Here is a 22,705-nt window from a genome sequence, read left to right as displayed (position 1 = left end):
GGCGGATTGAGACGAAAGCGGCGCTTCAGCTTGCGGTCCAAAGTCCGCTCGCTTGCCACTGGCCCTAAAGGGAAAATCCGAAACGACCGAGTGTCCAGACCATCGCCAGGTAGAGCGCGATCGTCATCGCGCAGCCGATCGCAAGGCTGGGCCAGAATGCCATCCCGCGATTGAGCAGCACCGGGATCAACAGGAACATGGGCAGGCTCGGGAGAACATACCAGAAGGTAGCGAAAGCATGCTCCGACATACGGGCGGTGTCTTCGGTGTCGCGCCACAACCAGATCATCCCCATAACCGAGATGAGCGGCAAGGAGGCGATGAGCGCACCAAACCCCGGTGCCCTGCGCGCCACTTCGCTGACGATAGCGATGATGATGCCCGAGAGGGCGGCCTTGAGCAGCAAGTACCCCATCAGTGATTCTCCTTTCAGGCCTTGGCCTCGTCCTCTCCGGGCGCGTCCGGCACGGAATTCCGTCGCGGCAGTGTGAACTTGGGCATCGACACGCCCCAGCCGTCTCGCGTGACCTTGAGATAGATCGCGGGCAGGACAAGCATGTTCAGCACTGTTGAACTGGTCAGGCCGCACAGGATGACGATAGCCATCGGAGCCTGGATCTCGCTACCCGGCTCACCCATCGCAATGGCGAGTGGGACCAGTGCGAGGCCGGCCGAAATGGCGGTCATGAGGATCGGGACGAGGCGTTCTTCGGCACCGCGTCGGACGGCTTCGGACAAGTCGCTCACACCTTCGATATCTCGCAAGTGTTTGATGTGCGTCACCATCATGACACCGTTGCGTGTCGCAATGCCGAACAGGGTAATGAAACCGATAATCGTGGCGACCGAGAGAACGCCTCCGGTTAGCCACAGGCCGACGACACCGCCGACCAGTGCAAGTGGCAGGTTGATCATCACCAGCGCGGCATCGTTGGAGGAGCGGAACGCCTGCCTAAGCAGCAGTAACATTCCGACCAGCACGATCATCCCGAGCGCGAGCAGCGTGCGCGTGGCACTCGCCGCGCTCTCGAACTGACCACCCAGCTCGATGTGCGAGCCTTGCGGTAGCTCGATCGTGTCGAGCGCCGCCTCGACATCGGCAACCACTGCGCCGAGATCGCGGCCCGAGACGTTTGCCATGACGAGCTGCATGCGCTCGACACTTTCGCGCGTAATCGCATTCGGACCCTGATCACGCACCACGTCGGCAACGGCGGCAAGCGGCAGCAGCTGGCCGTTGGGCGCGGCAATCAGCATGTTTTCCAGCGCTCCTGCATCGTTGTACTGCGCCGGGTCATATCGGACGACCACGTCGGTGATGACCGGACGCTCGATCAGCTGCCCGACTTCCGCACCGACAATCGCGGCCTGGATGGCACCGGTCACGTCCGCGACCGCAAGGCCGTAGTTTGCGAGGTCGGCACGGCGCAGGCGGACGCGGACGTAGGGCACCATGCTCTGCGTGTCCTTCTGCACGTCGACGGCACCGGGAATGGCGGTGACTGCGCTTTCGACTTGCGATGAGATGCGCTGCAGCGTGTCGGTATCAGGTGCGAAGACCTTGATCGCGATGTTCGCACGCGCACCGGACAGGATGTGGTCAACGCGGTGGCCGATGGGTTGGCCGAAGATCGCCTGGACGCCGGGTACAGTGCCGACTGCACCGCGAAGGGCTGCAAGCAGTTCCTCCCGGTCGCGGCCTTCGTCGTTGAGCGTCGCCTCGATTTCGGAGGCGAACACCTCCTGCGCATGGGGATCGCCGGGAGCGCGGCCCGTGCGGCGTGCGGTCGTTTCGACTTCAGGCTGCGACAGGAGGGCTGCCTCGACCTCGCTCGCCGCGCGGTCGCTGTCTTCGAGGCTCGTACCTGGCAAGGTCGTGACGTTGACCGTCAGCGACCCCTCGTTGAACTCGGGAAGGAAGGACCGGCCAGCGAGCGCAATACCGATCGATGCCACCAGCACCATCGCCAGCGAAGCGAGGGCGAGCGTCTTCCACTTGTCCAGCCAGCGCTCGAGCACGCCGTGATACCAGCGTTTCATCCGCAGTACCCATTCGGGCTCGTTGCCGACGTCCTCGGGCTTGCGGCTGAGCAGGTCGAATGAGAGCGCGGGCGTCAGCGTCAGCGCCACTGCAAGACTTGCCAGCAGTGACACGCCATAGGCGAGTGCCAGCGGCTGCAGCAGGCGGCCCTCAATGCCGGTTAGTCCGAAAATCGGCAGGAAGACGAGCAGAATGATCAGCGTGGCGAAGATGATCGCGCCCTGCACCTCGCTGGTCGCTGCGGCGACGACGCTGATGTCGCTCTGCTGTTCCTCGGGGGGCTTCTCGCGTTCGAGACGCAGGCGCCGCACAACGTTCTCGACCACGATGATGGCGTCGTCGACAAGCATGCCCAGCGCAATGGCAAGGCCGCCAAGGGTCATGGTGTTGATCGTCCCGCCGCCCGAGTTGATTACGATGATCGCACTGACAACTGACACAGGGATCGCAGCCAGCGCCACGACGGTGGCGCGCCAGCTGACGAGGAATATGAAGACGATGATGGCGACGAGGATGAGGCCCTCGATCAGCGCCTGCGTCACGTTGTTTACAGAGCGTTCGATGAAGTCGGCCTGACGGAAGACCTGCGTCTCCAGCATCATGCCTTGCGGCAGCGTGCGCTGCAGGTCGGCAAAGGTCTCGTCCAGCCGCTCGGTCAGCTCGAGCGTATTGGCGCCGGGCTGCTTTTGGATCGCGAGGATCACCGCTGGTTTGCCGTTGAAGGCACCGGTACCGCGCTTGAGGCCTTCGCCAATACGAACCTCGCCAACGTCGCGTGCGAGGACGGGCAATCCGCCAGCCTCGCCGACCACGACATTGCCGAAGTCCTCGGCAGCATCTGCACGCCCCACGCCTTCGATCAGCAGTTCCTGGCCGTTCTCGACCACCACGCCCGCGCTTTCGTTGGTGCTGGCCCGCTCCATCGCTTCGACGACTTCGTTCATGCCGATGCCCCGGGCGGACAGCCGCGCAGGATCTACCAGCAGCTGCACCTGGCGCTCGTCGCCGCCGATGGTCATCACCTCGGCGATGCCGGGGATAGACATGACGCGGCGGCGCACGATCCAGTCTGCGGTCGACTTCAGTTCCATCGGCTCGGCCGTGTCGGACCGCAGCGCCACAAACATGATCTCGCCCATGACCGAGCTGGCCGGGGTCATGTGCGGCGGCGGCACATCGTCGGGCAGCTCGTCGGCGGCAGTCTGGAGCCGCTCGTTGGTTATGCGCCGTGCCTGCTCGGGCTCGGTCGACCAGTCGTACTCCATGATGACGACCGAAAGGCCGGTTGCACTGTTCGAGCGTATGCGGCGAAGGCCGGGAGCTCCGTTGAGCGCGGTTTCAAGCGGGATAGTAATCCGCTGTTCGACTTCGGTCGGTGTGTAGCCTCCGGCATCGACCACCACGGTGACGGTCGGGGCCGTGAGGTCGGGCAGCACGTCGACGGGCGTCCGGGCCGCCGTCCACGCACCGAATGCGGTGAGGAGGACCGCGATGGCATAGACGACCACGCGGTTTTCGAGGCTCCAGTGGACAAGGCGTTCAAGCATTTCCCGCCCCCCTTAGTGCGCGTGGCCGTGGCCGAAGGCGCCGGGCGTCGCCGCAGCAGCCCTGACGGCAGACGCGCCGCGCGAAACGACGCGCTCGCCAGCCTTGAGCTGGCCCTCGATAGCCACCAGATCGCCGCTCCGCGAAAGAACGGTCACCGGCCTGCGCTGGAAAGTCTCCCCGCTGATCTGGACATAGACCACGTCCTGGCCGCTCTCGTTGAGGATGGCGCTTGCGGGGATAGTTAGACGCAAAGTCTCCGCGCCGGTGCGCAACTGGCCCTGCAGGCGCTGCCCCGGCCGGACCGCGCGGCTGTTCCAGGCGAAGATGACCGGAAGCGTGCGCGTTTGCGGATCGATTGCCGCACCTCTCTGGACCAGCGCGACTTCGCCGCGTTCGAGCGAAATGGTCTCATCGGCGAGCAGCAGGTCGATGCCCGAAGGCGTGCCGACACGCGGCGCCATGCCTTCCGGTACGCGCGCGACGAGCCACAGTGCGGCCGGTTTGCCGATGCGCATCAGCTGTTCGCCGCCTTGCACGCCCTTGCCCTGCACGAGCGAGCTTTCGAGAACCTCGCCGGAGATCGGGGCTGCCACCGGTACGCCAGCACCGCCACCAGCGACGGAGGCCCGGCGCTGGCGCGCGGAACGCAGCTGCGCCTCGGCATAGCGGAGCGAGGTGCGCGCCTCGTCGAGACGGCGCGCAGGTACGGCTTCTGCCTTCACGAGGCTTTCCATGCGCGCGACTTCGCGGGCTGCGGCATCGCGGGCGATGGCTGCTTCGCGAATAGCGAGATCAAGCGTGGCGATGTCCTCGCCCCCTCCGAGGGTGGACGAAATCGTGGCGAGTGTCTGGCTCCGGCGCACGGAGCTGCCCGAGGCATAGACGCGCGAGGCGCGCACAATGCCATCGACCGGCGCGGACACGATGGCCTCCGCCTGCGGCTGCATCTGGACGTCCACGGTGACCGGAACGGTTTCGGCAAGCGGGGTCATGCCCGCCGCTGAAGTCATGAAAGGAATGCGCCACTGCACTTCCTTGGTGAAAGCGATGGCACCGTCGATCTCTTCCTCTTCCGGAGCGGCCTTGGCGCCTTCCTCGCTGGTCGCCCAGACGGTCACTTCGCCCAGATCGTGCCTCGACACGCCGCGCGAGGTGTTCAGGATCAGCGCCAGTTTCGCTTTCCCGCTCTTCGATGCCGTGAGCAGCGGACGGAAAATGCCCTCCACGTCGCTGGGCTTCGCTTCGGCAGCGTCCTTGGTCCCGTCAGGCCAGGTAAGTTCGGCGGTCAGCGTCCCTTCGGTCACCGGCTCGTAGCTGTCGAGCCACGTCAGGTGCGCATCGAAACGACGGTTCTTGCCCTGAACAAGCGGGCGGTACTCGACGAAAAGTTCAGTCGAATCGGTGTAATCGGTAACCACGATCCCGCCACCGCCGTGACCATGCGCTTCCTCTTCAGGCGAGGAGAGCAGGTCGCAGGCGGGCAGCGCCAGAGTAAACGCGGCAGCGGCAAGAGCCGCAAGAAGGCGGGATCGGGTCATGTCGGGAATCTCAATCTATCGGGATAGCTGGCGCGTCTCAGTGCTCGTGCGACACGGACTCGTCATGCGGCTCTTCTTCGTCATGCGCTTCTTCGACGACCGGCTCGGGAGCGTCGTTGTCATCATCGATCGCAGCGGTCTCTGCAGGTACCGCCTCTTCTTCAGTGGCCGTTTCGCCGCAGGCAGCGAGCGCGAACAAGGCCGGTACAGCGGCCAGAACAAGGGTCTTCTTCATCAGTAAGTCCTTCCTGTAGTGAGGTCATAATCAATGGCCGCAAGGGCCGCTTCGAGTGCGAACGCGATGACCGAAAGGTCAGCATCGCGCGCGGCTTCATAAGCGTCGAGGAGCTCCACGACGCCGATCTCTCCGGACTGGTATGCAGTCTGGGCAATCTCTCCGAGACGGCTGGCATCGTCCCGCGCACCGGCAGCGGAAACGGCTGCGGTCCGCGTGGCCGAACGACGGGCGGAGGCGGCCTCGACTTCGGCTTCCGCCTGCCTGCGCGCGATCAGGAGTTCGTTCTGCCTTGCAGCGAGCAGCGCCTCTTCACGGCGCACTGCAGCGCCTCCGCCATTCCACAGCGGGAGGCTGATGCCGAGCGAAAGGGCAGGCCCGTAGGCAGTGTCGATCCCATCATCGACACGCCGCACCCCGGCCCCGACAGCGATCTGCGGGAAACGAGCGCGGCGGGCAGCGCTGACGCGCTGTGTCGCAGCCAGCACGCGCTGTTCCTGTGCGAGAATATCGGGACGTTCTGCGGCTTCGGCACCGCTCGCAAGCTTGCTGATCGCCTCGAGTTCTACCTGCGGCCCCTCGACGCCAGTCAGTGCGGCCAGCGCAGCGCATCCCGCTGCCTCTTCGCCTTGGGCCCTGGCAAGCGAAGCCCGCGCAGCACTCTGTGCCACCCGCACGCGGCGCACGTCATAGACGGCCGTGTCGCCTACTTCGGCACGCGCGGTGGACACACGCACGGATTCATCAAGTTGCGCGGCATAGCGCTCCCAGATATCCAGCTCCGCCGATGCAGCCGCACATTGCACGAACGCCTGGCGCACCTCGGCGACCAGTTCCTGCCTGCGGCGATCAATATCCGCATCGACGGCAGAAGCCTCGGCCCGTGCCGCATCACGGAGCGCTCCGCGGCTGCCGCTGAGGTCGATGGGCTGGACCACACCGAGTTGCCACTCGGTCTCCCCGCCGCCACCTTCGTAAGACGCCTCAACTGAGGGATTTTCGAGCGGTCCGATGATACCGACTTCGGCGTCGGCTGCCGCCCTGTCGGCTTCGTCACGCGCGGCTATCCCCTCGCGGGCAAGCGCACGCTGGATGGCGACTTCTTCGCCGACAACCTGCTGGGCAGTGGCGTGCGAAGCCGCGAGACCGAGAACTATGATGGATGCAAGGGATGCTTGGCGCACCCTGGAAATAAGCATGGGTTCCTCCGCAATACAGCTGACAGCCGGACACGCGTCCGACAGGACAGTCAGGCTGCGCGCGGAGGTCTCAAAAGGGAATCTGGAGCGGCTGCAGGACTCCCGCTGCCACTCAATTCTGGCTGTGGGATTGAAGCGAAGATCGCCGGTGCCTCTGCTCCGATACCGTTGTCCACATCGGCAATCGCGGAAAGCACTTCGGCCGGAAGATGGTCGTGCACAAGGCCGCCATCCCGCTCATCATCATGAGCGGTGCCATCTTCTTCGGCGTCGGCAACAACTTCATGCGAATGATCGCCATGATGGACGTGCTCGACCATGGCTGCAGCAGGCTGGTCATGCCCCGCCTCATGCGCACCCCATGCCACGCGCGGCGCGATCAGCGCGCAGATTAACATGGCAAGGATGGACAGACGGACCACGAGGCCGTGGTTAGCCAGCAATACCTCGATGTGCAACGGCGGAAATTGGACCTCGGCTTGAGTTGACCGTGGCGAACATAAGTCGATTGCCAGATGAAACGTCGGCTTTGCCCGTGCAACTGGCTGAATCCAGTCAGTCCGCTATCGGCCCAAGTCCTGCCGTTACAAGGCTCGGCCAAACCAGATGACCCGACCGACGACGTGCACCTCAGATCGGTCCATGTCGTGCCAAGTTGGATAAGCTGGGTTGTCGCTGGCGATTGTGATTTGTCGGCCACCAGGCTTGATAGCAATACGCTTAACGACCAGAGCATCATCAGCGCGCAAAACGTAGATTCCATCGCGCAATCGTGAGCCATGGTCTGACGCGTCGACCAGGACCTCGTCACCATCGCTGAGCGTGGGCTCCATCGAGTCACCCTTTACGCCGACGATCGACAGGCTGGCGCTCTTGGCCGACGTCAGGTGCCGCAGCCACCGCTCATCGAACCCGAACCGGGTGTGTGCAGTCTCACTGGCAGCTACCGCGCCGAATCCAGCAGATGCTTCCACATCGAGAACGGGGATCTCGACCATACCATCATTGACTGGATTGGCGGGACCGCCGAGCACTTGCTCATCGACGCCGAAGAAGCAGGCAAGTGTCTTTCGGTCTTCGTCATCGAGCTTTCGCGGTGAACCGCGCTTGATGAATTGCTGCACATAGGCAGGGTTGCGGCCAAGCAGCCGCGATATCGAGGCGTAGCCATATCCGCCCTTGAGGATCAGCCGGTCGAGCTCTTCCCTGACATGTTCCATCTGTCTGTCCTTCGAATCTCAATTGTAGGAATTTTCCTAGACTCGCGGATGTGATCCTACTAAGAACATAACAAGAACACAAGGGATTTGCGAGTCGGAGCGAAAGGGTTATGACCTTGCTGGAACGGATCGAAAAGCATCTGAAAGATCACCATATTTCGGCAACGCGCTTCGGCCGGCGCGCAGTTGGCGATCCTCGATTCGTACTCGATCTCAGGCAAGGGCGAAGGCCGCGTCGACGAACGCTTGAACGGCTGGAAGCCTATCTGCAGTCAGTCGACGCTAGAGATCCTCAAGGTTCTATCAGGAATAGGTCCTGCGCTCGACAAGTTGCTCATAGCGACGGGCAACATTCTGCCAAAGTCTTGCCCCGTCCTGCTCGCCGGCCTGGTATAGCTGATCGATCTTCGACGCAATGAATTCACCTCCGGCGTCGCCATGGTGCTTATCCACCCACAGCGCCATGCCCCAAAGCTCCTGATCACGGGTGAGCATCAGAAGAGTGACCCGATGCCTGCGATGAGCATAAGGACAATCGGAATACCCAGCAGCCATGCTTCGAGCTTCAATTTCCATTCCCGCTCGTTGCCCGGCAAGGGATCGTCACTGTCCGGCCAGATGCGCATCAGCACCATGGCTCCCTGCGTCCGGACCAGGTTCGTGCTAGTCCTTCCGCGACCAATTGGTCGCCGATCGAGCGGCCATCGCGCATCAGGACACGGAGCTTACGACCGTACTGGTCTTCGTCTCGATTACCGATTGGAACGGCGGAGAACTCTCCCTGATTGAGCAGAACCACCAACCTGTCGCGTGCCCTTATGCCGAGATCGTATTCGATATCGCATCTTGGCTGCGAAATTTCAGGCGTGTCGATATCCGCGATCCTGATCTTCACGCCTTCGAGCCAGATCGTGTCGCCATCGATGACACAAGTGCGTCTGACCATGCCGCAAACGGCAAAGCTGTGCTTGGTTCGTGCCTCAGCGATCGCCGAACCAAAAGGCCAGTAGATGCCAAGAATGCCGCCCAGAATGCCAACGAGTAAGCCTCCGGCAACAAGCAGCGCAAGGCCGCGCCGTTTGCCTTGCTTCTGTCGGAGAACTCCTGCGTGAAAATCGAAGACATTATTCTGAGGTGATCTTCCTGCCATGCCAACTCCTTTCATTTTCGGGCCTGCAAGCCAAGATACCGTGCTCGCTTTTCCGATGATTTTCGGCTATTTTCTCAGCAACAAGATGGGGCTGAGAAGAGGAGAGGGCGGCTCCCTTCTTGTGAAGGAGAATGAGCGATGAACGATCCAGACGACACACCCCCGGGCGGCAAGGAGGGCTGGGAGGGCTTCCGCGAAGTAGATCGGGCCATCGCCGAGAACCGTCTCACTTCCTACACCTGGAAAAAGACCTGGGCTGACCCGTGGGGCAAGCTTGGATTGATCCTGTTCGGGGTCCTGTTCCTCGCCTTTTTGATCTATGTGATCATCTACGACGGGCTGATCTGAGCTACCATTCCTTCACATCGTCGGCCGCCTCAGCCGAGGCTCCCTTGGCATCGCGAGTCTTGCCATCGAGGTATCCTTTGACGGTCCCGATCCGCCGGTCCCCTTGTTGTTGGACCCGACCTACATTCCGGGCGATGTCTTCACGCTCGCTTGAGGGGGCGCCAAGGCTCCCTGGTACCCCGCCAAGCCGTACCGATCCCCGCACGCCATCTGCGCTGCTCACAGCGGGTCGAGCGACGGACGCAAAGGGCGGCAGAGCCAGGTCATCCGCGATCTCGGCATTGAGCTGGTTCGCATAGCTTTCGACGAACCGCGCCTGGAGTTTCTGGCCCCGCGCACTCATCTGGAAATCGATGTCGTCGAAGCGCACCGGCCCATAGTAGTCGCGGTTACCATCGATCTCCGCCATGCCCCATTCGCGATAGGCCTGGCTGAGGTTGAGCGTGCCTGCGGCATTGGCACTTTCGTACCAGCTTGCTTGGTTCTCGAGGCGGCTGGCGATCTCCTCGGCTCGGCGCGCTTCGCGGGTGTAGCTCTGCGCTTCGGTGATCGACGTGGTGATCCCGGCCGAGCTGCTTGACACCAGCGCCTCCGAACTCGAACTCGTTTCACGCAGGAAGCCTTCGCGCGTGCTCGACCAGCTGCGACTGTCCGAGATCTGGCTCAGCGCGCCCATGATGCGCGAGCGATCCTCGGAGGCGATCCCGATATCACTGTCAGTCCAGGTCTGGTTCCGACCACCCTTTAACCCGAGGGTGCCCTTGATCGAGCCTCGTTCTCCTTTGACCCCGAGACCGGCATCCCCGTTCAGGAACCAGGACACAGTAATGTCGTCGGCCGCGCGGCGCGACAGCCCGAACTGCTGCTGGAGTGTTTTCGAGGCGTTGTCGACTTCGCTGAAGGCGCTGCCGATGCTGTCGCTCGTTGACGTGCCACTGACGCTCTCGTTCGAGCGCGAGCGGGTGTAGGCATCGCGCAACTCGCTGAAGCGGGTGACAGCCGAGCTCGTCGATTGCTGGGCAAGGTTCGAGAATGTCTCGCTCTGGCCGCGGCTCTGGCTCGCCATGGTCGCAAGCCGGCTCGAGAAGTCCTGCCCTAGCGTTGGTGTGAACGGATAGCTCGAGGTCGGCACAGTCGCGAACTCGGCCTGCGGGAAGCCGGTGGTTTGGGTGCCGTTTTCGCCCGTCGTTCGCGTCTGCGCGGCGCCGTAGCCAATGTTGGGAGCAAGGCTGGCTTGCGCAAACTGGCGCGAAAACACGTTCGAGTTCTCAAGGCTGGAATTGCCGAGCGAAATATTGCCGGTGCTCGCTTCGCGCGCCGCCTCTTCTGCCGCGTTCTGGCTCGGATTGAGGTAGCTGGTTGCCTGGCCCGATATTGCGAGCGCGCCCCTGGCGACGCCGCCTGCAAGGAACGGTATCGATGCGACGAGGTAGCCGGCCAGGATCCCGATATCGTTGTTGACGTCGGTCATGCCGGAGAAGGTCGCGAGGCTGAGACCGGTCGCGCCGCCCGCTGCCGCCACATCGCTCGCGCCCTTGAGCATCAGGATCATGTGCAGGATGACGAACAGCGGCCCCCAAGCTGCCAGATAGAAGAAGCCCGTGACGTATCCTCTGAGAGCGATCGGTCCGGTCTTGGGCATCAGGAACAGTGGGAAGAGCACCGGAAAAAGCGCGTAGAATACGACCGTCAGGACGACATTGAGGATCGGGACCCATTTCATCGCGTTGTGCGCGATCGAGGAATAGGTCCGTTCGGTTTGGATGTCGGCGCGGGTCTGCGCGAACACATCGACGCTCGATGCACCGCTAGCTCCGGCGAAGCCATGCATCGCCTGGTTCAAGGCGTTGATGGTCAGAACCTGGCGGAAGATGCTGCTTGCATCCTTCGAGACGCCGGTGAGGTATTGATAGGCAATCGGCAGGTCTGCGATGAGCTTGGCCTTCGCGAGCGCCTCGGTCTGCCGGGGGTAGAGCTGGCGCCCGGCGACCCGTGTCATCTCATCAATAAGCCCGGCCCACTGGTTGGAGAGCGCAGTGTATGCTTCGCGGCAGGTGATGATCGTGGCCGTGACGCTATCGTCCGCCTGCCGGGTGAGGAAGCGCTGTGCCCGCGCGGCACTGCCAGGCGCAATGGTCGCCCAGATATCGTTGCTTTCGGACAGTTCCTTCATCGAGTAGCGGCCGAGGAGCAGGTCGTAGAACACGCATTGCCGCACATGCTCGTCGAAATTGGCGGCAAACTCGGGATCGGCAATGCGCAGGGACCGTGTCGCTTCGAGCAGGCGCGCGCCATAAATCATGCCGTTCTTCGAGTAGTTGAGATCGTCGGGGAGGCCGAAGACGAGCTCGGCGGAGCGGGTAAGGTAGTCGCCTGCCTGACTGGTGAAGCTTGCCATGAGCGCGAGCCCGAGCGGGACATTGGCGACTGTCGCCGGAGCGAGGCTCGGATTGACACGGTCGGTGACCTGCACATCCATGCGCGGCACCATCAGGCACATGTAGATGAGTGTCGCGCCGAGGAACCAGTTGAGCCAGGCGCGCCAGTCCTGGTTGAACGCGACGACAATGACCGCAAGCGCCATGCCCATGACCAGCGCCACCTGGATCAGGCTCTTGTAGCCACCGGCCCCGGTCCACGCGGCGACGGCGTTCAAGACATTGACGATGTATTCGCCGCCGCCGGTTGTGAAGATCTCGACCATGTCGCGGCCTCAGGGGATAATCGAGCGCGACTGGAGCCCGCGCGACCAGTCGAGCGCTGCCGACATCGAGGGCGACATCGAGGCGGCAAGGGCGTTCTCGATCATCGCCGTTTTCTCGATGATCTGCATGATAGCGGAGACCTTGGCCTGTCCGGTGGCCTGTCGCTGGACGAGCCCCGAACGCACCTCAGCAACCTGGCCGCGCCAGATCGCGAGCTTGGCTTCGTCGGCGGCGATGAAGCTCGCCATCGAGCGCCCGGCTTCCGACACGATCCGGTCGAGGATGGCATAGAGCAGGTCGATGCTGGCGATCTCGGCGAGCGTGTCGCGGTCGTCAGTCGGCATTCCGCGCCCATAGGCGGCCTGGACGGTAAGGATCTTGTACAAGGGGACCGAGGCGACCTGCAGCAATTCCTTCTCGGCATTGCCGATTGCGGTATCGGCGCGGATCGCATCGACCATATTGCCGATGAGGAGCGCGACGCGCGGGCGGATGGCCTTCGCATTCGAAAGGCTCATCTGCTCGAAGGTGGGATTGAGGCAGAGATCGGTCTCGTCGCAGCGAAACACGCGCACGGTCTGGCCCTGCGTCCCGTCTAGGAGCGCGCTTACGAGCGTCGAGGACGCGTCGCCCGCGAAGGGCACGAACTTGCCGGGTTCATCATCCTTGGGCGGCACGTAGATGACCGTGCCAATCAGCGTCATGACGTATTCTGCAAGCTCGCGGTCGAAGGTACCGCCGGGATTGAAGAAGGCGCTCTTCTTGAGGACGTGCCAGGTGTAGTTGCGCGCGACGCCCGGATTGACGTCGGCGTAGTCGGTGCCGCCGCCTTCGTTGGTTGACGCGCGCTGGCCGCGCGTGCCGCAGCCGTGTTTGGCGGCCGCATAGTCGGTGAAAATGCCTTCGGAATTCCCGATGGTTTCGCAGATCGCCTTGTCGGCGAGATCGCCCTTGGGCCACAGGCCGCCGACCAGCCCCTGCGCCATTTCGCAGGAGTTGATCGAGAGATTGTTCATGAGTTGAGCCTTCTGCGAAAACTCCTGCATGATCTTGTTGCACTCGGGACAGACGGTGTCGATCGCGAGGCTGAAAGCAAAGCCGACCGCGTTGTTGGCGACGGCTTTCAGGAGCGCGGCCATCTCGCTCGCATTGATGAAGGAAAAAGACCCGGCAAAGATATCGATGCCTCCGCAGCCCGCCCTTGCGCGCGGCAGCTGGAGATTGGCGATGTTGGTCGTCTTCTGAGGGAAGCGTGTCCAGACATTGCCGAGGCTGTAATATCCCGCCGACTGGCCTTCGAAGGCGGTTGGGCCCGTGACATTCGCCGCCGCCCCCATGTCATCCATGAAGCGGTCCATGCTGTCGCCAACATTCGCGGCGACCGGTGAGGCAACCATGCTGGCGGCGGCGAGGGTCAATGCCGCATTGCGGATGCTAGTAATCATGTCCGGCTTCCTTGGAGGTGAGAAGGTAGATGCGGTCCTGCAGCTCGTCGGCCGAGAGCACGCCGTAGCCGATCGGAATCGGGCGTTTGGTCACGCTATCCCACAGCACCAGGGCGGGGGTGGCTTTGCCTTCGAGACCAAGCTTGCCGCGCTGGTTCGTCTCGACCCGATAGTCGGGAAAGTGTCTCGAGGGTCCGCCATCGGTCGAGATCGCGCGTACGGTAATCCGCCATCGGTCGGCGACGCCTTTGACGATCGGGCCCATCACTTCGCACGGGCCGCAGGTCGAACTGAAGAAATAGAACAGGCCGTAGCGCTGCGAGAGCGTTGCCATGACGTGATCGCGCTCCGCGCTGCGGGCATCCTGCCACTGCTTCTTGGCGACCGCTCCGACGGGGCGCTCAAGCGTGTAGTCGAGGTCCGGGTCCCGCCAGATCGCCCGCTGCCAGACATCGGAGAACAGCGAGGCGCGGTCGAGCTGCGCGCGCTGAAAGCGGATATAGGCCGCGACATTGGCTTCGGTCGGATAGAGAATCGCGCGCGCTTTGAGTTCGCGCAGCTCGGAGGTGATCGCGTCGAGTTCTTGGCTGGCCGCGACCGGCTCGGCTTCAGGTTGTTGTGGCTCTTCAATGGGAGCGGGCTTCACGCAGTAGAACCAGTAGCCGAGCCTACGCTCTTGGCAGTAGAGCGCGTCGGCAGCGGTGGTCGATCTTGTGTCCTGCCGCTCCTGCGCCTGGGCCAGAGTGGCGGGCAGGGCAGCTATGCCGAGCGCGAGCGCCGTGAGGTGATGCAGATGGGTCATTGGCCGCCCCTTGCGTAATAATCTTCGATCCTCTGCTGGATGAGGATGCTGGTCTCGAGTTCGTCGGGCAGCCGCGCGGCCTCGGTGAACTCGGCATAGACCTCGCTGAAATCCATCCGGCTCAAATCAAGCCGGGCAAACTCGTCGAGAGTGAACCCCTCACATTGTTCTTCTTTGGGCTTGTCCCATGGCTTGGGGAGCTGCTTGCGGCCCTGTTCCTGCAGGATCCGCGAGAGCTTGCTCTCGAAACAGCAATAGACCTTCTTCTTCGTCAGGCAGACGCCAAGGAACTTGTCCGAACAATAGGTCCCGACATAGGCGCACAGCCCCTGCGCATCGCGTTCGTGGAGCAGCACTTCCTCGCGGTTGCAGCCGAGCGCGACCAGCAGGCTAATACCTGGAATGAGCGGGAAGCCCTTGCCCTTGCAACAATTGAGGACGCCGAAGACCTTGGACGAGCATGTGTTGCGCGTGCCGCGAAACAGCGTCAGCGTGTTCGGATCGAACTGGCCGCGCGCCTCGTCCATGGCGTGCAATGCGACCGCCGCATCTTTGAACTCGTCATTGGCGGTGCGCTCGATCGTCTCGCAGCTACCGTCAATGCAATAGACATCGCCGTCGCAGACATATTGCGTGGCGCTATTGGCCTCAGGCAGCGGGCACTCGTAGATGCGCTCCCAGGTCTCGCAAGGCGTCTCGTCGGTGAGGCATTCCTCGCGGATGAAGCGGCAAGTGCCCTGGCTTTCGATGTCCGAACAGTCGCTCGCCGCCTCGCGCGATGTGCAGGTGTAGCTGCGCTGCCATTCCCAGCAGGGCCGCGTAACCGAGACGCCGTCGACCACGCGGGTTTGGGGATCGGCATCGGTGCAGATCTCTGCGTCGAGCGCGCAATCGCCATTATCGGCAAATCCGGTGCACTGGCTCTCGTCGGAAAAGGTATCGACCGTGCTGTCCGTGGTCACCGCATAGGGCGTGTAGCGTGCATCCGGAGTGTCGCATGTGATTTCGGCGATGGGGTCGCCAGGTTCAATGCAGTATCTGTAGAACTGGTCCTGCCGCCACTGGAGGCAGGGTCCGGGCCGATACCCGGTGATCCGGCACGAGCCACCATCGAATGCCGAGCACCAGGGATATCCATAGACTGTGCTCGTCTCATTGCAGAGATAGTGCCATTGCTGGCGCCGGGTCACGTTGGCGACGAGCGGCACCGCGCATTGGCCCGCCGACTGGTCGATCCGCGTGCCGGTGTTGCAGGTCGCGGTATAGGTTCCCGCCGTGCCCGAGCCGGGCGGCAGGGGGACACAATTGCCCTGGCCGCCCGAGATATCCATGCCGCTGGTGTAGTCGAGCGGGGTCTCGTTGATGGCGAGGCTGCGCGCGATGACGTCCTCGATCTCGTTCGGATCGAAGCGCGCGCGATTGGCTACGCTGTCGCGCATTGCCCGATAGCCCTGGTGTCCGGTGACAGCGGAGGCCGCATTGCTCTCGATCCGGTCGGGATCGTCGGCGAGCGTTTCCAGGTTTCGCACGGCGTTGCGGTCGTAGTTGGGCAGGTTTGCTGCATTGGGCTGCGATCTGGCAGCTTCTTGCGCTTCGCCGCGCAGGCTTTCGCCAAAGGCCTTGCCATCGGCCCGCGCGTCCTGCTGCTGCGCGGAAAGGGGCGCGGCGACGGCGAGAAGACCGAGCAGTCCTATGCGAAGCGATTGTATGAGCCTCATGGCCGTTCTCCTTCGAGCCTGCGGGAATGGAGGCGCGCGAGCTGCGCTCCCGGACCGCCTCCCGAAGCGAAGGTGTCGAGCACTTCGGCCACGCTGATATTGCCGGCAATGCGGTCGTGCGGCGGCAAGACGTCTTTGCAGTCGAACCCGTCGCAGGGGCTGAAATCGCTCGCGATCATCACGAAGCTCGGGGCAACCTTGATATCGAAGGCGCGGAACAGGCGCGGGTCGATCCCGAGCGCGCCGGCATCATCGCGATCGCTCCAGATAGCGGCGATGCGCTTCTTGAAGCGCGCGCTGTCGCCTTGCGGAAATCCGCGCAATACGGTGACGCCGCCGGCCCTCGAGACATCGCGAACCAGCGCCTTCAATGAGGGTTCGGGCATTGCCAAGGAGGCAAACGCGATGAACCGGGGCGTTTCGCCCATCGCTGCCACTTCCGCATCGGCCTGGGCGCGGATCATGCCATCGAGATCGAGCGGCCCGGCATTCGCGGTCGCCTGCGCAGTCTCGGCATAGACTGCGCGATTGTCGAAAGCCGTTTGCTGAGCGGCGCGCGCGTCGTCTGCGAGGGCATCCGCTTTTGTCCTGACCGATGTGGCGAGCGCCTCGGCGTCGGCGGCATGTTCGGCCGCGCGCGCGCGGATCTCAGCGAGGTCAAGGTCGGGCCCGGCATCCTGCGCAGAAGCTGCGGCAAATCCGGCAGCGATCACCAGACTAAGGCCAACGAGTATGGGGAAAGCGTTTCTCATAGCGCGCAGCAATTCCTTTTGCGCCAGACGAGGTATCCCATGTCTTCGCCAATGGCGGGGATGACCTGTCCGGGGGACTGGAAGGTGGTTGAGGCACCCACGGGCGGGCAGGCGTAGCGGCCCTTGGTCGCCGGGTTGGGGTTGGTGGCCTGGAAGCGGTATTGCTGCTTCCTCATCACCGGCATCAGGTACTTGCCGCACAGGCCCTTCGACCCCATCGTCCCCCATGAGACGAGCTCGCGGTGGAGCTTGTAGGCGAAGCGCGAGAGCACGAGCCGCGAGGCCTGAACGTGTCCGATCGAAGCGGAGACATTGCCATTCATCGGGTACATCGAACCCTGGCAGCCCGCGCACCAGAACATCTCGTCGAGCGGCAGGTTCGCGGTCGAAGCAGCGCAATCCGCAGCGCACGCGGCAAGCGCCAGCGGGTTGGCAAACAGCACGGCCTCGGGATTGATGATCGCGGTGAGCTCGCTGTCCTGCCACAGCGGATCGATTTCGGAGATGTAGAGGATGTCGATTGAGCCCGGCTCAAGGCACAGGAAATCGGCGACGATCTCCATCCAGTAGATCAGCGGATAGGCATACCAGTGGACGTGCCAGCTCGAATAATATTGGCTTGCGCCGCCCACGGCCGACGGACCCGAGATCGAGCGGAAGCCGATATCGAAGCCGGGATCGAGCTTCATCCCGCCGAGGTTCACGAAGCACCATGGCTTCATGCTGACATCGGCGAGCCGGACGGGCTCCCAGAAGCCCATGGCGATCCCGGGCCTCAGACCGCACAGGCACACCGGCAGGTCGGGATTATCGGGATCGGGACGATTGCTCGGCCAAATTTCGAGCCCGCCGACTGAGATCGGGAACAGGCACGACCAGCAGATGTCGGTGATCGGATTGACGAACTGCCCGGTGCATTTGCCAGGCCCGGCATCGGCCGAGGCGGGCGAGGCAAGAGCGAACGACAACGTCGCGGTGACGAGGATCAGGAAGGCACGGATGTTGCTCATGGTTGGGCCTTTCGCGGCGGGAGCGTGATCTCGCTCACCTCGAGCATCCGCCCGTTCTGGCGCACCCGCGCGGGGACGGCCCTGATGCCGAATTTTTGCGTCAGCTTGCCGCCCTGATCGAAATAGAAGCGGCGTTGACGGGCCTTCATCAGCTCGAGCGGTGCGCCTTTCACGAGGATCAGCTTGGCGTGCGCGTCCTGCCCCAGCGCCCAGGCGATCTGCGAGGGATCGTCGCCGTCGATAAACAGGAGGTCGCCGCGCAGCTTGACGCTGTCGAGCGGATTGACCTGCGTTCCGGCGGCATGGATCAGCTCGCCTTTTGCGCCCCGGATATCGGCAGCAAGCGTGATTGTCGGGTCGAAGGCCCATTGACGGCTTGCGCTTGCGCGAATGAGGCCGGCAACCGGATCGGGCCGGTTGACGCGGGCGATTGTGCGACGTTTGAGTTCCTCGTTGAGCCGGGCGGTCTCGCCCGATTTTTCCATCTGCGCGAGGCGCGTATGGATCTGTTCGAGCAGGTCGCGCTCGATCACGGGGAAGACCGCGCCGCGCTGGCCGTAGTCTCGTGCCTGCAGGCTGGCAGGGAGCGCCGCGAGGAAAAGCGCGCCAATCGGAAGGAGGGAGCGCATCACAGGATAGCCCTCCCGCTGCCGAGGATCTGCTCGCGGCAAACGAAACCGATGGCGCCGTAGCGGCTGTCGAGCCCGCGTGGATGGTCGGTTCCGGTGTAGTAGCAACCTTCCGGTATTGCGCCTTCGGGACCGCGCGTGAGCGGCACGCCAAGGCGGGTAACCTCGAGCAGGCTTGCGACCTGCTTCCCGTTGATGAAGACCGCATCGCCCTCGTGGCGCACGACATCGCCCGGCATGCCAAGGACGCGCTTGCCGAACATCTGCGGTCCCTTTCCGAAATGCCTTTCGACGAGTTCGCTTTGCGGCGGCTCAAAGAAGATCAGGCTGCCGCGCATGATCGGCGCGTGCTTTTCGAGCCAGAACGCCCAGTTTGGCAGGCTCGGGCTCGCATTGATGAGGAAAGCGTGGTCCTTGCCGAAGGCATCGAGCGGCGCCCAGGCGAGCGGCAGCAGGACCAGCCCCGAGAGCAGCAGTGAACGGCGGATCGAGCGGGGCAGGCTCATGGCTGGATCTCCCCTGCGAGCTTGTCCGCAATGCGCTGCTCGAGTTCGGAGGTTGCGTCTTCGGCAGCGCCCGCGAGCACGGCCTCGGCAACCAGCACCACGCGGCCGTCATGGCCCATGTCGGCAACGGCGCTTTCGGCGGCCTTGAGGTAGGCAAGGCTAGCCGCTTGGACGACCGCCGGATCGGCATCGGCGCGCGCGGCTTCCTCGACGAATGTCCCGATGGTCTCGGCGAGCCGGACCGTGACGATCCGCTGCTCCGGGGAGCTGGTGACCTGCTGCGTGATCCACGCACCCCACAGGAGCGCGGCAACGAGCACCGCTACGGCGAGGAGTTTCGGGCCCAGCTGGCTAAGCGGGAGGTGCAGTCTATCCATGGTGGGGAGATCCTTCGGCGAGGCGGCGATCGAGGCGGCGCAGGAAAGCCGGCAGCCGCAGCAAGGTGAGGCCCCCGGCTGCGATGAGAAATGCGATCTGGAGGTCCTGCGCAAAGAAGCGGCGCGCGACCGGTTCAGCGGTGCGGTAATGGTCGGCAAGATTGCCGAGCTGCGCGAACAGCGCCGTGAGATCCCAGCCTGCTACAGCCAGGAACACGAACAGCGGCAGGCCGAGGACCAGCAGCAGCGTGCTCGCCGCGAAGCTTGCCATTTCGATCAGCACCAGGCAGGTGCCCTGGAACAGCGCCAGCCAGTCGATCACACGGTGCTTGTCGCGGGCTTGTCTGACTGACGGAAGCGGCACGCGATCTACGAGCGTGGTGGTCTCGAGCACCATCACATGCCTCCTTCCACGCCTGCGACCAGCGCGACTGCGCGCTCCAGCGGCATGCCGTTTTCGACATGGCGGTGGATCGCGGCATAGGTGTCGGGATCGGAGGAGAAGATGGTTGCCGAGAGTGGGTCGAGCACCAGGCGTCCAACCGCTTCCATCTCGGGACCTTTGAGGTAGATCTCGCTGTACTCGGTGCCCGAGCGCTTGAGGCTGCGGATCAGCGTCTCGGTCCGGTCGTCCATGTCGAGCCGCGCTTCCTTGCGGAAATCGGCGATGGTCTCGGGCTTCTGTTGGAGCACCAGCATCCAGTCGCTGTTTTCGAGCGCGGCGCGCGCACCATCGGACTTGTAGTAGTCGTTCAAGGACTGGGTCGCGGTCGCAAGCGCGCCGCCATATTTGCGCGCGGTGCGGGCATAGGTCTCGACGAACTCGCCCATCGAGCCGCCCCTGAGCATCGCCCAGGCCTCGTCGATCAGCAGCAGCTTCTTGGTCGGGCGCGAAGAGCGCGTCATCGCCTGACCGGTCATGAACATGATTGCCGAGAGGACAACGCTTCGAAGCTCCTCGCGGGACGCGAGGTCGCTCATCTCGAACACAGTGAAATCGTCTTCGAGCGCGAAACTCGCTTTCCCCGAGAAGAACCCGGCATAGCTGCCACCGCGGCAGAAGGGCGCGATCGCTGTGGCGAGATCCTTGCCCGCCTCGTTCTCGCTCTGATGGAGCGCATGCGCGACGTCGTCGATCGCCCCGCCGCTGCCGAGCGCTTGCCACACCTGCGTCACCGCGCGGTCGATCAGCCCGCGCTCCGTGTCCGAAGGCGCGGCGCTTGGCCGCGCCATCTGGCCAACGATGGCCTTGATCATGGCGAAGCAGTCGAGCCGGTAATCCTCGTCTTCATGCGCGCGCGCATCGTCGACCATCGAGAAGGGGTTGAGCGAGAATCCCGAGGCGAGCGTGAACTCGACGAAGCGGCCGCCCTGTAACTTGACCGAATGCTCAAAACTGCGTCCGTCGTCGATCACCACGACCTTGGCGCCCGCGCCGCGCAGCGCGGCGCACAGCTCCTGCAGCAGCACCGACTTGCCCGAGCCCGACTTTCCGCAGATCGCGATGTTGTGGTTGCCCGCCGCGTTCTCGAAGGGCGACCAGAAGAAGGGCTGGCCGCGCCGTCCGAGGAGCAGCAGGTGCGGGATCGTCCCGCCGAGATACTCGCCCTGCAGGGGGGCGATATTGGCCGCGGTGGTCGAGAGCATGGTCCGGAAGCGTTTGAGCCGCGCAAGGTCGTGGACCAGACCATCGGCGAGGCTCAACGGGAACGAGGCGACGAGGCCCTGGAGCTGGAGGAAGCGCTCGTCGGCAAGGTCCCATCCGGCCGCCTTGTAGATCGCCTTGACCGTGCGCTCATGCGCATCGCCTTCGCCGAGCGGCGAGATCGTGGTGAGACCATAGAACAGCTTGACGAGCTTCTTGCCCGCCTGGAGTTCGGCCTGGACGTGTCTCCATTCGGCCGATTGCTCGCCAAGCCTAGGGAGGAAGCGCGCGCTCTTCGTTTCCGAAAGGCTGGTGGTGCGCATGAACTTGTAGCCGGCGCGCGCCGAGGCGGCCTCCTGGTCGGGATAGTGCAGGCACAGCATTGTCGCGGCGGGACAGGGAAAGCGCAGCTTGTCAGTAAACATGTCGCCGATGAGCCGCGCGCATTCCCACGGTGCCCAGCGCTCAGGGGTAGAGCGCACGCCGTAATGGCGCACATCGAAGCGGTCGGGATAGCATTCACCTACCTGCGGCACGCCATCTCGCGAGCGCCCGGTCTCGCGGAAGCGCTCGGTGCGCAAGATAAGCCGGTCGTCCTCGACCTCGAGTTCGATATCGCGGCGGATGGCCTGCGCGTCGAGCGTGTCCTCGCGGTTCCAGTGGGTGAGATCGGGTTCGCGCGCTGTCGTCGGCGAGGTGAGTTCGTCGACCAGTGCGAGCAGGCCTGCGGGCTCGAGCCTGTTCGATGCAAGGCCGAGCGAGTTCAGCATCCCCGCCATCCCGTCGCGGCATTCGGTGAGTTCTGCATCGGTCACGTTTCCGGGCACCGGAACGCCCAGCGACAGCACGAGACGCACATGGCGCGCATGAAACGGCGCGTGTGCCGAGCCCGACTTCCAGACGAGATCGTAGAGCCGGTTGGTGCGGGCCTTCGCGATCGCTTCGTAGATCCCGCCCTGCTCGTAGCGCGGCGCGAACCAGGGGCCGACGATGGCGCCGATGCGCGGAGACGCGAAGTTCAGCACCTGCAAACAGGCGCCTTGCGGCAGGCTCTCGGAGAAGAACTGCCCGAGGATTTCACCGGTGCGCTCATCGGCGCCGATGAGCGGGGTGACTTCGAGAATGAAGCCCTTCGAGTGCGCGTTCCGGTAGAGCCCCGGGCCCTCGTCATAGATGCGGTACGGAAGCCAGTCCGACAGCATGTCGAGCGCGAAACGCGGCTGCGCATGGTCGGCTTTCTTCGCATCGCCGAACAGGCCAGCGAGGAGCGCGTCGCGCGCAGAGGATAGCGAGAGGTTCACTTGGGCTCTCCTTCGGGCAGAACAGGGTGGGGCACCTGGCCGGGGGAGGGGGAACGACCAGGTGCCCCGGGGTCCGGCGCTTTGGCACCGGGCAGCTCCGTCAGATCCTGTGAGGGGATGACCAGGACATCGGGAGGCTGCTGGGGGGAGGGATTGGAATGCTGGAATGGACGTGCTTCTGCGGCGGCGGGCGGCGGGCCTTCCGCTTCAGCCGGGCGCGCCAGTGCGCGCAGAACGTCGCCGGTCGAACGCGGCGCGCGCCAGCGCTCGGCAGCGCGATCGGGCAGCACGACATGAACGACCCGGGCCTCGTGGATGCGGCCCGCCTCGTCGCGGTAGCCCGCAACGACGATCCGCAATTCGCGATCACCGACCCCGTGCGCTCGCGCAGAGGCATGACCGGACCGTTCTGCCTGTGAAGCGCGGGTGGCGGCATCGTCGATCATCGAGGTTGGCGCGCAGCTTCCCTCCGGCGCGCGGCAGGAAAAGTCGCCCTTGACGTTGCCGCCAAGCGTCGCGCAGCCGGCGATCATCAA

Annotated in this window: 23 protein-coding genes; 1 reads left to right on the top strand and 22 read right to left on the bottom strand. The window is 63.8% G+C overall.

Annotated features, from left to right (window positions below; all coding sequences use genetic code 11):
* Positions 1 to 64: 64 nt before the first annotated feature.
* The 10 genes from AC13CE_RS06790 to AC13CE_RS06745 form a co-directional block, all read right to left on the bottom strand.
* Entirely contained in the window at positions 65 to 415 is a 351-nt protein-coding gene (locus AC13CE_RS06790) for a DUF3147 family protein (protein ID WP_482971958.1), read from the bottom strand.
* A 14-nt stretch (positions 416 to 429) separates the two neighbouring features.
* Positions 430 to 3,588 carry an efflux RND transporter permease subunit gene (locus AC13CE_RS06785; protein WP_482971957.1) on the bottom strand — a complete coding sequence of 1,053 codons (3,159 nt, stop codon included), beginning with the start codon at positions 3,586 to 3,588 and terminating at the stop codon, positions 430 to 432.
* A 12-nt stretch (positions 3,589 to 3,600) separates the two neighbouring features.
* On the bottom strand, positions 3,601 to 5,127 hold the full coding sequence (locus AC13CE_RS06780; protein ID WP_482971956.1) for an efflux RND transporter periplasmic adaptor subunit: 1,527 nt from the start codon (positions 5,125 to 5,127) through the stop codon (positions 3,601 to 3,603).
* Between the two features lie 37 nt (positions 5,128 to 5,164).
* Entirely contained in the window at positions 5,165 to 5,362 is a 198-nt protein-coding gene (locus tag AC13CE_RS06775) for a hypothetical protein (RefSeq protein ID WP_482971955.1), read from the bottom strand.
* Positions 5,362 to 6,561: a TolC family protein gene (locus AC13CE_RS06770; protein WP_482971954.1), complete on the bottom strand. Its 1,200-nt coding sequence runs from the start codon at positions 6,559 to 6,561 to the stop codon at positions 5,362 to 5,364. The genes AC13CE_RS06775 and AC13CE_RS06770 overlap by 1 nt, the downstream gene beginning before the upstream one ends.
* 50 nt (positions 6,562 to 6,611) lie before the next feature.
* On the bottom strand, positions 6,612 to 6,983 hold the full coding sequence (locus AC13CE_RS06765) for a hypothetical protein (RefSeq protein WP_482971953.1): 372 nt from the start codon (positions 6,981 to 6,983) through the stop codon (positions 6,612 to 6,614).
* 162 nt (positions 6,984 to 7,145) lie between these two features.
* Positions 7,146 to 7,781, bottom strand: coding sequence for a S24 family peptidase (locus AC13CE_RS06760; protein WP_137675989.1), 636 nt, complete (start codon positions 7,779 to 7,781; stop codon positions 7,146 to 7,148).
* Positions 7,782 to 8,084: 303 nt separating this feature from the next.
* Positions 8,085 to 8,276: a DUF6961 family protein gene (locus tag AC13CE_RS06755; RefSeq protein ID WP_137675988.1), complete on the bottom strand. Its 192-nt coding sequence runs from the start codon at positions 8,274 to 8,276 to the stop codon at positions 8,085 to 8,087.
* A complete protein-coding gene (locus AC13CE_RS06750) occupies positions 8,276 to 8,407 on the bottom strand; it encodes a hypothetical protein (protein WP_255478505.1) in 132 nt (43 codons plus the stop codon). Before AC13CE_RS06750 ends, AC13CE_RS06755 begins: the two co-directional genes overlap by 1 nt.
* Complete coding sequence (locus tag AC13CE_RS06745) at positions 8,407 to 8,946, bottom strand: thermonuclease family protein (RefSeq protein ID WP_240048789.1); 540 nt, start codon at positions 8,944 to 8,946, stop codon at positions 8,407 to 8,409. Before AC13CE_RS06745 ends, AC13CE_RS06750 begins: the two co-directional genes overlap by 1 nt.
* 123 nt (positions 8,947 to 9,069) lie before the next feature.
* On the opposite strand from AC13CE_RS06745, the gene AC13CE_RS06740 reads away from it, so the two are divergent.
* Positions 9,070 to 9,279 (top strand): hypothetical protein, encoded by a 210-nt coding sequence (locus tag AC13CE_RS06740; RefSeq protein ID WP_137675987.1) that lies wholly within the window; start codon positions 9,070 to 9,072, stop codon positions 9,277 to 9,279.
* 1 nt (position 9,280) lies between these two features.
* Here the strand turns inward: AC13CE_RS06740 and AC13CE_RS06735 are convergent, their stop codons facing one another.
* The 12 genes from AC13CE_RS06735 to AC13CE_RS06680 are packed head-to-tail and all read right to left on the bottom strand — an operon-like array spanning position 9,281 to position 22,702.
* On the bottom strand, positions 9,281 to 11,983 hold the full coding sequence (locus AC13CE_RS06735; RefSeq protein WP_482971952.1) for a conjugal transfer protein TraG N-terminal domain-containing protein: 2,703 nt from the start codon (positions 11,981 to 11,983) through the stop codon (positions 9,281 to 9,283).
* A 9-nt stretch (positions 11,984 to 11,992) separates the two neighbouring features.
* Positions 11,993 to 13,429, bottom strand: a complete 1,437-nt coding sequence (locus AC13CE_RS06730; RefSeq protein ID WP_482971951.1) for a conjugal transfer protein TraH — start codon at positions 13,427 to 13,429, stop codon at positions 11,993 to 11,995.
* The gene (locus tag AC13CE_RS06725; RefSeq protein ID WP_010412575.1) at positions 13,419 to 14,231 is read right to left on the bottom strand and encodes a conjugal transfer protein TraF; all 813 of its coding nucleotides are present in this window, start codon (positions 14,229 to 14,231) and stop codon (positions 13,419 to 13,421) included. Before AC13CE_RS06725 ends, AC13CE_RS06730 begins: the two co-directional genes overlap by 11 nt.
* The gene (locus tag AC13CE_RS06720) at positions 14,228 to 15,949 is read right to left on the bottom strand and encodes a conjugal transfer protein TraN (protein ID WP_010412579.1); all 1,722 of its coding nucleotides are present in this window, start codon (positions 15,947 to 15,949) and stop codon (positions 14,228 to 14,230) included. Before AC13CE_RS06720 ends, AC13CE_RS06725 begins: the two co-directional genes overlap by 4 nt.
* Positions 15,946 to 16,701, bottom strand: a complete 756-nt coding sequence (gene trbC, locus AC13CE_RS06715) for a type-F conjugative transfer system pilin assembly protein TrbC (RefSeq protein WP_010412581.1) — start codon at positions 16,699 to 16,701, stop codon at positions 15,946 to 15,948. The genes AC13CE_RS06720 and trbC overlap by 4 nt, the downstream gene beginning before the upstream one ends.
* Positions 16,698 to 17,711, bottom strand: a complete 1,014-nt coding sequence (gene traU, locus AC13CE_RS06710) for a conjugal transfer pilus assembly protein TraU (RefSeq protein ID WP_010412584.1) — start codon at positions 17,709 to 17,711, stop codon at positions 16,698 to 16,700. The genes trbC and traU overlap by 4 nt, the downstream gene beginning before the upstream one ends.
* Positions 17,708 to 18,340 carry a type-F conjugative transfer system protein TraW gene (traW, locus tag AC13CE_RS06705; RefSeq protein ID WP_370178252.1) on the bottom strand — a complete coding sequence of 211 codons (633 nt, stop codon included), beginning with the start codon at positions 18,338 to 18,340 and terminating at the stop codon, positions 17,708 to 17,710. Before traW ends, traU begins: the two co-directional genes overlap by 4 nt.
* A complete protein-coding gene (locus tag AC13CE_RS06700) occupies positions 18,340 to 18,846 on the bottom strand; it encodes a S26 family signal peptidase (protein ID WP_482971950.1) in 507 nt (168 codons plus the stop codon). Before AC13CE_RS06700 ends, traW begins: the two co-directional genes overlap by 1 nt.
* Positions 18,843 to 19,223 carry a TrbI F-type domain-containing protein gene (locus AC13CE_RS06695; RefSeq protein ID WP_007163821.1) on the bottom strand — a complete coding sequence of 127 codons (381 nt, stop codon included), beginning with the start codon at positions 19,221 to 19,223 and terminating at the stop codon, positions 18,843 to 18,845. Before AC13CE_RS06695 ends, AC13CE_RS06700 begins: the two co-directional genes overlap by 4 nt.
* A complete protein-coding gene (locus AC13CE_RS06690; RefSeq protein WP_482971949.1) occupies positions 19,216 to 19,620 on the bottom strand; it encodes a hypothetical protein in 405 nt (134 codons plus the stop codon). Before AC13CE_RS06690 ends, AC13CE_RS06695 begins: the two co-directional genes overlap by 8 nt.
* Positions 19,620 to 22,169: a type IV secretion system protein TraC gene (traC, locus tag AC13CE_RS06685; protein WP_482971948.1), complete on the bottom strand. Its 2,550-nt coding sequence runs from the start codon at positions 22,167 to 22,169 to the stop codon at positions 19,620 to 19,622. The genes AC13CE_RS06690 and traC overlap by 1 nt, the downstream gene beginning before the upstream one ends.
* Entirely contained in the window at positions 22,166 to 22,702 is a 537-nt protein-coding gene (locus tag AC13CE_RS06680; RefSeq protein ID WP_482971976.1) for a hypothetical protein, read from the bottom strand. Before AC13CE_RS06680 ends, traC begins: the two co-directional genes overlap by 4 nt.
* Positions 22,703 to 22,705: the final 3 nt, after the last annotated feature.

The sequence above is a fragment of the Qipengyuania sp. B-5 genome, from assembly GCF_056857815.1.
Note: the sequence above shows the minus strand (reverse complement) of the source record. Positions and strands in the feature narration are given on the sequence as shown.